This is a genomic window from Tessaracoccus oleiagri, assembly GCF_900103275.1.
Lineage (GTDB): Bacteria > Actinomycetota > Actinomycetes > Propionibacteriales > Propionibacteriaceae > Arachnia > Arachnia oleiagri.
This window is the reverse complement of sequence record NZ_FNGP01000004.1, coordinates 248,791-261,274: the sequence shown is the minus strand read 5'-3', so window position 1 is coordinate 261,274 and position 12,484 is coordinate 248,791. Positions and strand designations below refer to the sequence as shown.

Genomic DNA, 12,484 nt, shown 5'->3' with positions numbered 1-12,484 from the left:
GCGGGGCCGAGGATCACTCCTCGGCCCCGCGTCGTGTTGCGGTGGGTCAGGCGTCGCCGCCGGCATTGCCGGAGGTCCCGGCAGTGACGTCCTGGATCTTGTACTGCTCGGCTGCCCGGGTGGCCCACTCCTCCGGGACCTCACCCGCCGCGGCGAGACGCTGCAGCACCCGGACCGCGATCGACGGGCCGTCGATCTTGAAGTAGCGACGGGCCGCCGCACGGGTGTCGGAGAAGCCGAACTCGTCGGCGCCGAGCACCGAGTAGTCGGCGGGCACCCACTGCCGGATCATGTCGGGCAGCGTCGTGGTGTAGTCGGAGCTGGCGACGACGGGCCCGGGAGCCCCCTCCAGCTTCTGCTCCACCCACGACTTGCCGTGGTCGGCGAAGGGCTCGTCGAACGACTTCCGCTCGAGCTCCAAGCCCTCCCTGCGGAGTTCGGTCCACGAGGTGACGGACCACACGTCGGCGACCACCCCGAAGTCCTTCTTCAGGAGCTCCTGGGCCTCGAGTCCCCACGGGACCGCCACGCCGGAGACGAGGATCTGTGCGCGGCGCGCGTCCTCACCGACGCCCTCGAAGTCGCCCTTCCGCAGCAGGTACATGCCGCGCAGGACGCCTTCCACATCGAGGTCCTCCGGCTCCTTCGGCTGCACGATGGGCTCGTTGTAGACCGTGAGGTAGTAGGAGACGTCCTCCGGCTGCTCGCCGTACATCCGCTCCAGGCCGCGGCGCACGATGTGCGCGATCTCGTAGCCGTAGGCGGGGTCGTAGGCGACGATCGCCGGGTTGGTCGACGCGATGACCGGCGAGTGGCCGTCCATGTGCTGGGTGCCCTCACCTGCGAGCGTGGTGCGTCCGGCGGTGGCGCCGATGTAGAAACCGCGGGCCAGCTGGTCCGCCGCCGCCCACATGCCGTCGCCCGTGCGCTGGAAGCCGAACATCGAGTAGAAGACGTAGATCGGGACCATCGGCTCGCCGTGCGTGGCGTACGACGTGCCGGCCGCCGTGAAGGCCGCGACGGACCCCGCCTCGTTGATGCCGGTGTGGATGATCTGCCCGTCCTTGGCCTCCCGGTAGCTGAGGAACAGCTCGTGGTCCACCGGGGTGTAGTTCTGGCCGTGCGGGTTGTAGATCTTGATGGTGGGGAAGAACGCGTCCATGCCGAAGGTGCGCGCCTCGTCGGGGATGATCGGGACGACGCGCGGGGCGAACTGCTTGTCGCGCATCAGGTCCTTCAGCAGGCGGACGAACGCCATCGTCGTGGCGACCTCCTGCTTGCCCGAGCCCTTGCGGGACGATTCGTAGGCCTTGTCGCCCGGCAACGAGATGAACTTGCGGTCGGCGCGGCGCTCGGGCAGGTAGCCGCCCAGCTCGCGGCGACGCTCGTGCAGGTACTTGATGCGGGGATCGTCCTTACCGGGGTGCACGTACGGCGGACGGTACGGGTCGGACTCGAGCTGCTCGTCGCTGATGGGCACCTGGACGCGGTCGCGCAGCGACTTGAGGTCGTCGAGGGCGAGCTTCTTCATCTGGTGCGTGGCGTTGCGGCCGGCGAAGTGCTTGCCGAGGAAGTAGCCCTTGATCGTGTGCGCCAGCACGACGGTGGGGGCGCCCGTGAACTCGGTCGCGGCCTTGTACGCCGAGTACACCTTGTGGTAGTCGTGGCCGCCGCGGCTGAGGCGCCAGATGTCCTCGTCGCTCCAGTCCTTCACCATCGCGGCCGTGCGGGGGTCGCGCTCGAAGAAGTGCTTGCGCACGTAGGCGCCGTCGTTGGCCTTGAAGGTCTGGTAGTCGCCGTCGCTGACGGAGTTCATCAGGTTGAGCAGCGCACCCTCGGTGTCGTTGGCCAGCAGCGGGTCCCAGCCCCGGCCCCAGACGACCTTGATGACGTTCCAGCCCGCGCCGCGGAAGAACGCCTCGAGCTCCTGCATGATCTTGCCGTTGCCGCGGACCGGGCCGTCGAGCCGCTGGAGGTTGCAGTTGATGACGAAGGTGAGGTTGTCGAGTTCCTCGTTCGCCGCGAGCTGCAGCGCGCCGCGCGACTCGACCTCGTCCATCTCGCCGTCACCGAGGAAGGCCCAGACGTGCTGCTGGGAGGTGTCCTTGATGCCCCGGTTGTGCAGGTAGCGGTTGAACTGGGCCTGGTAGATGGCGTTGATGGGCCCGAGGCCCATCGACACGGTCGGGAACTCCCAGAACTTCGGCATCTGGCGCGGGTGCGGATAGCTGGGCAGGGCGCGCAGCTTCCCGTCGACGTAGTGCGAGTGCTCCTGGCGGAAGCCGTCGAGGTCGTCCTCGGTGAGGCGTCCGGCGAGGTAGGCGCGCGCGTACATGCCGGGGCTGGCGTGGCCCTGGAAGTAGACCTGGTCGCCGCCGCCGGGGTGGTCCTTGCCGCGGAAGAAGTGGTTCATGCCCACTTCGTAGAGCGTGGCGGAGGACGCGTAGGAGGCGATGTGGCCGCCGACGCCGATGCCGGGGCGCTGCGCGCGGTGCACCATGATGGCCGCGTTCCAGCGCAGCAGGCGGCGGATGCCGCGCTCGAGGTCCTCGTCGCCGGGGAAGGAGGGCTCCTGGCCCACCGGGATGGTGTTGACGTAGTCCGTACCGGTCAGCGACGGGACGCCGATCTGGCGCTCGCGGGCGCGTTCCAGCAGCTTCAGCATCACGTAGCGGGCCCGGTGTCGGCCGCCCTCGTCGATGACGCCGTCGAGCGACTCAAGCCATTCCAGCGTTTCCTCAACGTCCGTGTCCGGGAGGTTCGTGGGTAGACCGTTGAGGATTGGTCCAGCCTCGTTCTGGGTCACGTCTTGTCCTCTCTCTGGCGCCGGTGCGCCAAACTGCGCGATGCAGGCAAACTTGGTCGCCCCCTAGACTATCCCCCTCCCGGCAGGGGTCCGCACACTCCGCTGATATGCGGTGCACGATCCGGGGAGGGCTCAGGCCCGGAGCCGGAACGGGATGGGAATACCCCCGCAGCAGCAGACTCCCCGTACGCGCGTCCCTCCCGGACCGAGCGACGCGGCGGCCCGGCCACAGGCAAGGAACCTGGCGAGTACGTCGGGGATGCCGCGCACGACCCCCCGCTCCGCGACGATCGCTCGCACGGCGGCGGAGCAGGAGCGTCCACCATGGGCGACGAGGTGCGCGCAGGTGAACCCCTTGTGCGGCGACAGATGGCGCTGGTAGGCGCGGATGCCGAGGTCGACGGCCAGTCTGGGAACCATGGCGAGGCTGTGGAGGATTTCCATGCCTCACCATAGATCCGGCCCGGTCCAGCGGATCGGACGGCAACATGCCGAAAGGGGCCGGCGGCCGCACCCGAAATGGTGTGGCCACCGGCCCTTTGGAGGGTGCAGGTCAGACCGCTCGCCAGAGGCTGGCCACCGCCTGGCCGCCGCCGATGCACATCGACGCCAACCCCCACTCGTGCCCGTGGCGACGTATGTTCTCGATCGTCCGGGCCGTGATGATCGCGCCGGTCGCCCCGATCGGATGCCCCCAGGCGATGGCGCCGCCGAGGGGGTTCACCTTCTCGGCATCGAGGCCGAGGTCGCGGACGATCGGCACCGCCTGGGCCGCGAACGCCTCGTTCAGCTCGATCCAGCCGATGTCGGACGCCGCCAGGCCGTTGCGGTCGAGGATCTTCTCGATCGCGGGCTTCGGGGCGTAGCCCATGATCTCCGGGGCAATCCCGACCTTGGTGAAGTCCACCAGCTCCGCCAGCGGCTTCAGACCACGCTCGGCGGCCACGGAGGCGCGGGTCAGGACGAGGACGCACGCGCCGTCGTTGATCCCCGAGGCGTTGCCCGCGGTGACGGTGCCGTCTGACTTGAACACCGGGCGCATCGCCGCGAGCTTCTCGATGGTGAGGCCCGCGCGCGGGTGCTCGTCGGTGTCCACGACGGTGTCGCCGCGGCGCGAGCTGATGGTGACGGGGGTGATCTCCCCCGCCACCGCCCCGGAGGCCAGGGCCTCCTGCGCCCGCCGCTGGGACTCGAGCGCGAACTCGTCCTGTTCCTCGCGGGTGGCACCGTAACGCTCGGCGACGTTCTCGGCAGTGATGCCCATCGGCTGGCGGCTGAACGGGTCGGTCACCATGGAGTAGGTGCCGTCGAGCAGTTCCCGGTTGCCGAGCGTGGCGCCGTTGCGGGCCGAGAAGTCCATGAAGGGCTGCGCCGACATGTTCTCCGTGCCGCCGGCGACGACGATGTCCGCCTCGCCGACCATGAGCTCCATCGCCGCCAGGCCGACGGCCTGCATGGCCGATCCGCACAACCGATTGACGGTCATGGCGGTGGACTCGACCGGGGCGCCCGCCTCGATCGACACCCGACGCGAGATGTAGGCGTCATGGCCGGTGGCGCCGACGCAGCCGATGATCCACTCCTGCGGGTCGTCGGCCGTCAGGCCGGACCGCTCCAGCGCGGCCTTGGCCGCCGTCGCGCCAAGCACGTGGGCGGGCACTCCGGCCAGCGACTTGCCGAACGCCCCCACCGGGGTGCGTGCGTAGCCGAGTACGACGACCGGGTCTTCGCTTCGCTTCATCGTGTGCCGCCCGCTCAGTACGAGGTCCAGGCGCCGTCGATCGGGTACGAGCACCCGCTCATCGACGCCGAGGCTGGACCGGTGAGGAACAGTGCGAGCTCGGCCACTTCTTCGGGCTCGATGAGCCGCTTGACGTGGGCGCGGGCCAGCATGATCTTGGCGACCACCTCGTCCTCGGGCATGTTGTGCACCTTGGCCTGGTCGGCGATCTGCTTCTCGACGAGCGGGGTGCGCACGTAGGCGGGGTTCACCGTGGTGCTGGTGACGCCGTACGGGGCGCCCTCGAGCGCGACGACCTTGGAGAGGCCCTCGAGCCCGTGCTTGGCGGTGACGTACGCCGACTTGAACTCCGAGGCGCGCAGGCCGTGGGCCGAGGAGAGGTTGACGATGCGTCCCCAGTTCTTCGAGTACATGTGCGGCACGGTCTGCCGGATCAGGTACCAGGGGGCGTGCAGCATGACGCGCATGATCAGCTCGAACCGCTCGACCGGGAAGTCCTGGATCGGGGCGACGGTCTGGATGCCGGCGACGTTGACGAGGATGTCGATGTCCTTGGGCAGTTCGCCGATGGCGTCGTAGTCGGAGAGGTCGCAGGTGATGGGCTCGATGCCCTGCACCTCCGCCTCGAGTGCGGCCAGGCCCTCGGCGTTCATGTCCACGGCGACGACGTGGGCGCCCGCCTCGGCGAGCTTGATGGCGGTGGCGCGGCCGATGCCCGAGGCCGCCCCGGTCACGAGCGCCCGGCGCCCGTCGTGGTAGTTCTCGTAGATGCTCATGGTGTTGGTCCCTTTCAGACGAGGCCGGTGGCGTAGTAGAGGCCGATGATGACGAAAACGGCGAGTGTCTTGATGATGGTCATGGCAAAGATGTCCTTGTAGGAGGACTTGTGGGTGAGGCCGGTGACGGCCAGCAGCGTGATCACCGCGCCGTTGTGCGGGAGGGTGTCCATGCCGCCGGAGGCCATGGATGCGACCCGGTGCAGGACGTCCATCGGGATGCCCACCGCGTTGGCCGCGTCGACGAAGGTGTCCGCCATCGCACCGAGGGCGATGCTCATGCCTCCCGAGGCGGAACCGGTGATGCCGGCGAGCGAGGTGACCGTGACGGCCTCCCGCACCAGTGGGTCCGGGATCGCGGTGAGCCCCTCGGCGACGATCTTGAAGCCGGCGAGCGAGGCGATCACGGCGCCGAAGCCGTACTCGGACGCGGTGTTGAGCGTGGCCAGGAGCGAACCGGCGATGGCCGGCTTGACGTCCTCCGTGAAGTGCCGGCGGATCGTCCCGAAGGCCGCGACGACCACGAACAGGATCGCCAGGAGCAAGGCACCGAGGACGGACCAGATCGCCACGTTCGCCGCGGTCGCGACGGTCACCGGCTTCGGCTCGCCGACCACGGTGGACTGGAACGTCGTCTCCTCGCCGAACAGGCGCGGGATCAGGTTCGTCAGCACCAGGTTGACCACGCCGACGATGAGGAGCGGGGTGAGCGCGAGCAGCGGGTGGGGAAGCTTGTCCCCCTCGCGAAGGTGCGCGACGGGCTCGTTGATGTGGCCCTCCCCGTAGCCCTCTCCCTTGGCCGCGGCCTTGCGTCGCTGCCGTTCGAGGTAGAGCATCCCGACGATGAACACCAGGATGCCGCCCACCGTGCCCAGGATGGGTGCGGCGTAGGCGGTGGTGCCGAAGAACGTGGTGGGGATGATGTTCTGGATCTGCGGCGTGCCAGGGATGGCGTCCATGGTGAACGTGAAGGCGCCGAGCGCGATGGTGCCGGGGATGAGGCGCTTGGGGATGTCGCCCTGGCGGAACATCTCGGCGGCGAACGGGTAGACGGCGAACACCACGACGAACAGCGAGACGCCGCCGTAGGTGAGCACCGCGCCGACCAGCACGATGGTCAGCATCGCGTTGCGCGCGCCGACGACCTTGATGACCGCGGTGACGATGGATCTCGCATACCCCGAGATCTCCATGAGCTTCCCGAACAGCGCCCCGAGTAGGAACACGGGGAAGTAGCTCTTGATGAACCCGACCATCCGGTCCATGAACAGCCCGGAGAAGATCGGCGCCACCAGGTCGGGTGCGGTCAGCAGGACCGCGCCCATCGCCGCGATCGGCGCGAAGAGGATGACGCTGTGGCCCTTGTAGGCCATGAACATGAGGAAGCCGAGCGCGGCGATGACGACGACCAGCGAATAGAGCGTCATACCGCGGCCGCCTCCGCGCCGACGAGCTCGATGTCGAAGGACGCCTCGGTCTTCTCGCGCACCTCGTCCTCGGAGACGCCGGGGGCGAGGCGGCGCAGGACCAGTCCGTCCCCGGTCACGTCGAAGACGGCGATGTCGGTGATGATGCGGTCGACGACGCCCACTCCGGTGAGCGGCAGCGAGCACTCGCGGACGATCTTCGGGGTGCCGTCCTTGGCCACGTGCTCGGTCATGACGATGACGCGACGCGTGCCGGCGACCAGGTCCATGGCGCCGCCCATGCCCTTGACGAGCTTGCCGGGGATCTGCCAGTTGGCGAGGTCGCCGGTGCCCGACACCTGCATGGCGCCGAGGATGGCGGCGGCCATCTTGCCGCCCCGGATCATGCCGAAGGAGGTGGCGGAGTCGAAGATCGCGGCGCCGGGGAGCAGCGTCACGGTCTGCTTGCCGGCGTTAATGAGGTCCGGGTCCTCGTCGCCCTCGTACGGGAACGGGCCGGTGCCGAGGATGCCGTTCTCGCTCTGCAGGATGACGCGGACGCCGTCGGGCAGGTGGTTGGCCACCAGCGTCGGCATGCCGATGCCGAGGTTCACGTAGTCGCCGTCGGTGAGTTCGGACGCCGCGATCGCGGCCATCTCTTCACGTGTCCAGCTCATGGTCAGACCTCCTGAAGCACGGCCGCGCGGGGACGGACGGTGCGCTGCTCGATGTCGGTGGGGCTGACGGCGCGCACGACGTGGTGCACGTAGACGCCCGGGGTGTGGATCGCGTCGGGATCGATGCCGCCGTGCCCGACCAGTTGCTCGGCCTCGGCGAAGGTGACCTTCCCTGCCATGGCAGCCAGCGGGTTGAAGTTGCGGGCCGTGCGACGGTAGACGAGGTTGCCGTCGAAGTCGGCGGTGTGGGCGTGCACGAGGGCGACGTCGGCGACGATGCCCCGCTCGAGGACGTACGTCTCGCCGTCGAATTCGGCTGTCGGCTTGCCGTCGGCGACGATCGTCCCAACGCCCGTCTTCGTGTAGAAGCCGGGGATGCCGGAGCCGCCGGCCCGGAGGCGCTCGGCGAGCGTGCCCTGCGGCACGAACTCGACGTCCAGTTGCCCGTCGATGTACTGCTGCATGAACAGCTTGTTCTCGCCGACGTAGCTCGCGAGCACCTTGCTGATCTGGTTGTTCTCCAGCAGCAGGCCCAGGCCCTTGCCGTCGATGCCCAGGTTGTTGGACACGATCGTGAGGTCCTTGACCCCCACCTCGCGCACGACCTTGATCAGGTCGGTGGGAATGCCGCACAATCCGAAACCGCCGACGGCGATGGTCATCCCATCGCGGAGGATCTCGGCGAGCACGGGCGCAATGTCATCTCTGACCTTCGCCATCTCTGGCCCTTCTGTTGTTGTTGGGGGGGAGATGGGCAACCATCCGGAGCCACCCGACGACGTCGTTCGGTCCTCCAACTGGTTGCCTCACGCAGAAGGCTATTGACCGGACAACCCGGGGTCTACGGACGAAACGACACCATTGGGCCCCGCCTCGTTGGACGTTCCTACAACGCGTAGGAGGACGGGTCGCCCAGCTCGAGGGCCCAGGTGATGGCCACCACGTCGTCGGCGTCGTCGAGCGCCGCGAGGGTGAGGTCCTCGTACCTCCGGAGGCGGTAGCGGACCGTGTTCACGTGGACGGTGAGCGCCTCCGCCGTGCGCTGGACGCTGTGCCCGTTGGCGAGCCACGCGCGGACGGTGGCGAGAATCTCCTCACCGAACGCGCCCTGCTCGAGCACGGGCGCGAGGAACTGTTCGTAGTACGCCTGCCAGACGTCGGGCCGGGACACCGCCGCCAGCCGCCACCCGAGGTCCTCCACCGACTGCACGCCGTCGCGCCCGAGCCGCTGGGCCAGCTTCAGCGCCTGCCGCGCGGTCCGGTCCGAGCGGGGCAACTCGTCGGGGCTCACGAACGGCCCGAGGCCCACGGGTACGCCCTCGATCTCCGGGCGGGTGACGACTATGCCGAGGCACTGACCGGCCTCCGCGACGACCAGCGCGCGATGCGTGCCGCGGGAGCCCCGGGCCTCCAGCCGCTGGCGGACCGACTCCGCGTGCGCCCCCGCGGGGAGCTCGGCGCGCAGCGCGGCGTACTGCCGCCCCGGATCGATGCCCAGCTTCACCGCCTCCGCAGGCACGTCGCCCGCCAGCAGCCGGTGCACGAGTTCGATCCTGCGTTGGGCGTTGCGGAGCGCGGCGTCCACCTCGAGGGCGTGGTACTCGGTGATGATGCGGGTGGTGAACGCGTCACCGACCCCCCACATGACGCGGGAGCCGCGGACCGTGAGCTGGGCCGGCAGCCCGAGGGAGACCGCCAGGTCGACGAACCGCTCGTTGATGAGGGAGATCGAGATCCGGAAGCCGCGCACGATGTCCTCGACCGGGACGCCCTCCTGGTAGCGCTCGTAGGCGGTCTGGGCGGCGTCGTCGAGCGTCTCCGGCCTCGGGACCAGTTCGTGCTGGAGGGCGTTGAGCGCGGTCCGGAGGTTGCGCGCCACCGCCGAACGGAGCGCCTCCCTAGTGATGCGCTCGTAGCTCTCGACGTCCCGGTAGATGTGGGCGCAGGTCTGCTCCGCGAGTTCCTCCAACGAATCGCGCAGGCCGTCCAGAAGCCGGCCGAAGGCGGGCGTTGCCGGGATTGCCTCCACGTCTCCTCCTCGTCGAGTGGTCCGCTCCGCGTCGGACGCGGCCTGGTCGCCGGCGATCCTACCGGCGCCGGGGTCGCCTGCGCCGCTCACGGCGCGGTGGGCCGCAGCTCGTAGGCGCAGATCGCGGCGGCGGCCGCCACGTTCAGCGAGTCGACACCGCGAGCCATGGGGATGGTGACGCGCACGTCGGCCTCCCTCTGCCAGGCATCCGGCAGGCCGTGTCCCTCGTTGCCGAGGAGCAGCGCGAGCCTCCCGCCCGGCGGCACGGTCTCAAGCGGCACGGCGTCGTCGCCGAGCGTCGTGGCCACGAGCGTGAAACCGGCCTCCCTGATGCGGCGCAGGTCGGTCGTGTCGTCGTCCATGCGGCGCCATGGCAGTTGGAGGGCCGAGCCCATGGAGGCCTTGATGCTGCGTCGGTACAGGGGGTCCGCGCAGGTCTCGCTCACGACGAGGCCGCCCCACCCGAGCGCCGCGGCGATGCGGACGATCGAGCCGAGGTTGGCGTGGTCCACCAGGCCCTGGGTCACGACGAGGCGGTCCGTCGCCAGGAGCTCCGCCCACGACGGCGGGGCCGGCCGGTGGAACGTGCCGAGGGCGCCCCGATGGACGTGGAATCCGCTGACCGCCTCGATCATGGCCTCGGTCCCGACGTAGCAGGGGACGTCCGGGAAGCCGTCCAGCACGTCGACGAGGGTGGTGCGCCAGCGGGGAGTGAGGAGGAAGGCGCTGGGACGGCAGCCCGCCTCCACCGCGCGTCGGATGATCTTCTCCCCCTCGGCCACGAAGAGCCCCCGCTCGGTCTCGAGCCTCGTGCGGAGCTGCGAGTCGCGGAGCCGGGCGAACTCCTCGAGCCGCCGGTCCGCCACGTCCTCCATCGGGATCAGTAGGGCCACGGTCAGCCACCCTACCGCCGGCGCCCCGCTCGATTGATCCAGGTCATGGAGCGCACCGGCGATCGCTCGTAGCTTCGAGGCATCAGCAAGCGTGAATGAAAGGGAAGAACCATGAACAGGATCCACCAGTGGGTGCGCGGGAGGTGGGGGGTGCCGGCCGTCTCGGGCCTCCTCATCGTCGCGTCCTGGGTCGTCGACCGTGCGGGCACGGACGCCGTCCTCACGGGGCAGTGGTGGCTGGACGCCGCCGAGCACGCCACGGGCTCGCCCGTCTTCACCGTCGCGGATGCCCTGATGCTCGCCGCCGCGATCGTCGCCGGCTACGGCATCGCGGTGAAGGCGGTGCGGGGCCTCCTGCTCCGGCAGCTCAGCATCGACCTCCTCGTCTCCGTGGCGGCGATCGGCGCCATCGTCATCGGCAACTTCTGGGAGTCGGCGGCGGTCACGTTCCTGTTCGCCATCGGCCACGCGCTGGAGGCCGCCACCCTGAACAAGACCCGCTCGGCACTCGCCGAGCTCATCGCGGTGGCGCCGGACAGCGCGATCGTCATGCGCGACGGCGAACAGGTCGAGGTCCCCGCGTCCGAGGTGGGCGTGGGCGAGGTGGTGCTCGTGAAGAACGGGGCGAAGGTGCCCGTCGACGGGACGGTGGTCGCCGGGACCGGCGCGATCGACGAGGCGTCGATCACCGGCGAGTCGATCCCGGTGGAGAAGGCGGAGAACGACCGCGTCTTCGCCGGCACCGTCTCCCGCGGCGGCTTCCTGCAGGTCGTCGCCACGGGCGTCGGCGCCGACACCACCCTCGCGCGGATCATCCACCGGGTCGAGGAGGCCCAGGACGCCAAGGCGAGGACCCAGGCGTTCATCGACCGGTTCTCCACCTGGTACACGCCTGCCGTGTTCCTGCTCGCGCTGGTGACCGGGCTGGTCACCCAGGACGTCGTCCTCGCCCTGACGCTGCTGGTCATCGGTTGCCCCGGTGCCCTGGTGATCTCCATCCCGGTGGCGATCGTCGCCGGCATCGGGCGTGCCGCGAGGAACGGCATCCTCATCAAGGGCGGCGAGTACCTGGAGGCATCCGCGAGGATCGACGTCGTCGCGCTCGACAAGACCGGCACCCTCACCGAGGGCCGGCCCGAACTGACCGACGTGGTGGTGTTGCAGGCCGGTCATGACCGCGCCGACGTGCTCCGGTGGGCGGCCGCCGCCGAGGCAGGCTCCGAGCACCCACTCGCCCGCCCCGTGCTCGAGGCTGCGGCGGCGGAGGGCCTCGCACCGCGCGGACTCCCCACCGACGTCGAGCCCGTCCCCGGCAAGGGCATCGTGTCGCACGTCGACGGGCATCGGGTGCTGATCGGCAACGTCCCGCTGCTGGACCAGTTCGGCATCGCCCCCCACGCCGAGGCCGCCGAGGCCGCTCGCACACTGGCCGCCGAGGGCCGTACCCCGATGATCGTCGCCGTGGGCAGCAGCGTCGTTGGCGTCATCGGCGTCGCCGACCGCATCCGGGAGGACGCCGCCGAGATGGTGCGGCGCCTCCACGGGGCCGGCGTCGGCAGGGTGGTCATGCTCACCGGTGACACCCGGCTGGTGGCGGAGGCCGTCGGCAGGGCCGCGGGAGTGGACGAGGTCCACGCCGGGCTGCTGCCCGAGGACAAGCTCGAGCGCGTCGCGGAGCTCCAGAGCCAGGGACACACCGTCGCGATGGTGGGCGACGGTGTGAACGACGCCCCGGCGCTGGCCACGGCGGACATCGGCGCCGCGATGGGTGCGGCCGGCTCCGCGGTGGCCGTCGAGACGGCGGACATCGCGTTGATGGGCGACGACCTCCTCAAGCTCCCGGAGGCGATCGGGCTCGCGAAGCGCACGGTCCGCGTCATGCGACAGAACATCGCGGTCGCCCTGGTGACAGTCGTCGCGCTGCTCGCGGGGGTCTTCGCAGGGGGTGTCACGATGTCGGTCGGCATGCTCGTGCACGAGGCGTCGGTCCTCTTGGTCATCCTCAACGCCATGCGCCTGCTGCGCCACGTCGACGGCCGTCCCGACGCGACCGCGTCGCGACGAGCCACGGTCTCCGCCCCTGCGCAGGAATCCGTCGCCGGCTGAAGGATCAGGAAACCCTTCCCTCGCCGCCGCCCCCGGAGGATAATCAGCCC

At 69.8% G+C, this 12,484-nt stretch carries 10 protein-coding genes; 1 reads left to right on the top strand and 9 read right to left on the bottom strand.

Annotation, left to right across the window (positions count from 1 at the left end; all coding sequences use genetic code 11):
• Positions 1-46 precede the first annotated feature (46 nt).
• The 9 genes from aceE to BLR46_RS11785 form a co-directional block, all read right to left on the bottom strand.
• The gene (gene aceE / locus BLR46_RS11825) at positions 47-2,806 is read right to left on the bottom strand and encodes a pyruvate dehydrogenase (acetyl-transferring), homodimeric type (protein WP_342689736.1); all 2,760 of its coding nucleotides are present in this window, start codon (positions 2,804-2,806) and stop codon (positions 47-49) included.
• A 132-nt stretch (positions 2,807-2,938) separates the two neighbouring features.
• Positions 2,939-3,250, bottom strand: coding sequence for a membrane protein insertion efficiency factor YidD (gene yidD, locus BLR46_RS11820; RefSeq protein ID WP_218118449.1), 312 nt, complete (start codon positions 3,248-3,250; stop codon positions 2,939-2,941).
• A 109-nt stretch (positions 3,251-3,359) separates the two neighbouring features.
• Positions 3,360-4,547, bottom strand: coding sequence for a thiolase family protein (locus BLR46_RS11815; RefSeq protein ID WP_093252703.1), 1,188 nt, complete (start codon positions 4,545-4,547; stop codon positions 3,360-3,362).
• Positions 4,548-4,561: 14 nt separating this feature from the next.
• Entirely contained in the window at positions 4,562-5,323 is a 762-nt protein-coding gene (locus BLR46_RS11810) for an SDR family NAD(P)-dependent oxidoreductase (protein WP_093252454.1), read from the bottom strand.
• A gap of 14 nt (positions 5,324-5,337) precedes the next feature.
• On the bottom strand, positions 5,338-6,750 hold the full coding sequence (locus tag BLR46_RS11805) for a GntP family permease (RefSeq protein WP_093252451.1): 1,413 nt from the start codon (positions 6,748-6,750) through the stop codon (positions 5,338-5,340).
• Positions 6,747-7,406, bottom strand: a complete 660-nt coding sequence (locus BLR46_RS11800) for a CoA transferase subunit B (protein ID WP_093252449.1) — start codon at positions 7,404-7,406, stop codon at positions 6,747-6,749. The genes BLR46_RS11805 and BLR46_RS11800 overlap by 4 nt, the downstream gene beginning before the upstream one ends.
• Before the next feature lie 2 nt (positions 7,407-7,408).
• Positions 7,409-8,125, bottom strand: a complete 717-nt coding sequence (locus tag BLR46_RS11795; protein ID WP_093252446.1) for a CoA transferase subunit A — start codon at positions 8,123-8,125, stop codon at positions 7,409-7,411.
• Between the two features lie 167 nt (positions 8,126-8,292).
• Positions 8,293-9,435 carry a PucR family transcriptional regulator gene (locus BLR46_RS11790; protein WP_093252444.1) on the bottom strand — a complete coding sequence of 381 codons (1,143 nt, stop codon included), beginning with the start codon at positions 9,433-9,435 and terminating at the stop codon, positions 8,293-8,295.
• An 86-nt stretch (positions 9,436-9,521) separates the two neighbouring features.
• Positions 9,522-10,328 carry a TrmH family RNA methyltransferase gene (locus BLR46_RS11785; protein WP_093252441.1) on the bottom strand — a complete coding sequence of 269 codons (807 nt, stop codon included), beginning with the start codon at positions 10,326-10,328 and terminating at the stop codon, positions 9,522-9,524.
• Positions 10,329-10,439: 111 nt separating this feature from the next.
• Between BLR46_RS11785 and BLR46_RS11780 the strand changes: the two genes are divergently transcribed.
• Positions 10,440-12,434 carry a heavy metal translocating P-type ATPase gene (locus tag BLR46_RS11780; protein ID WP_093252438.1) on the top strand — a complete coding sequence of 665 codons (1,995 nt, stop codon included), beginning with the start codon at positions 10,440-10,442 and terminating at the stop codon, positions 12,432-12,434.
• The last annotated feature ends 50 nt before the right edge of the window (positions 12,435-12,484 follow it).

Coding starts and splice junctions, on each gene's coding strand:
- BLR46_RS11800 (WP_093252449.1), bottom strand. CDS start 7,406: ATGAGCTGGACACGTGAAGAGATGGCCGCGATCGCGGCGTCCGAACTC.
- BLR46_RS11805 (WP_093252451.1), bottom strand. CDS start 6,750: ATGACGCTCTATTCGCTGGTCGTCGTCATCGCCGCGCTCGGCTTCCTC.
- BLR46_RS11815 (WP_093252703.1), bottom strand. CDS start 4,547: ATGAAGCGAAGCGAAGACCCGGTCGTCGTACTCGGCTACGCACGCACC.
- BLR46_RS11795 (WP_093252446.1), bottom strand. CDS start 8,125: ATGGCGAAGGTCAGAGATGACATTGCGCCCGTGCTCGCCGAGATCCTC.
- yidD (WP_218118449.1), bottom strand. CDS start 3,250: ATGGAAATCCTCCACAGCCTCGCCATGGTTCCCAGACTGGCCGTCGAC.
- BLR46_RS11810 (WP_093252454.1), bottom strand. CDS start 5,323: ATGAGCATCTACGAGAACTACCACGACGGGCGCCGGGCGCTCGTGACC.
- BLR46_RS11780 (WP_093252438.1), top strand. CDS start 10,440: ATGAACAGGATCCACCAGTGGGTGCGCGGGAGGTGGGGGGTGCCGGCC.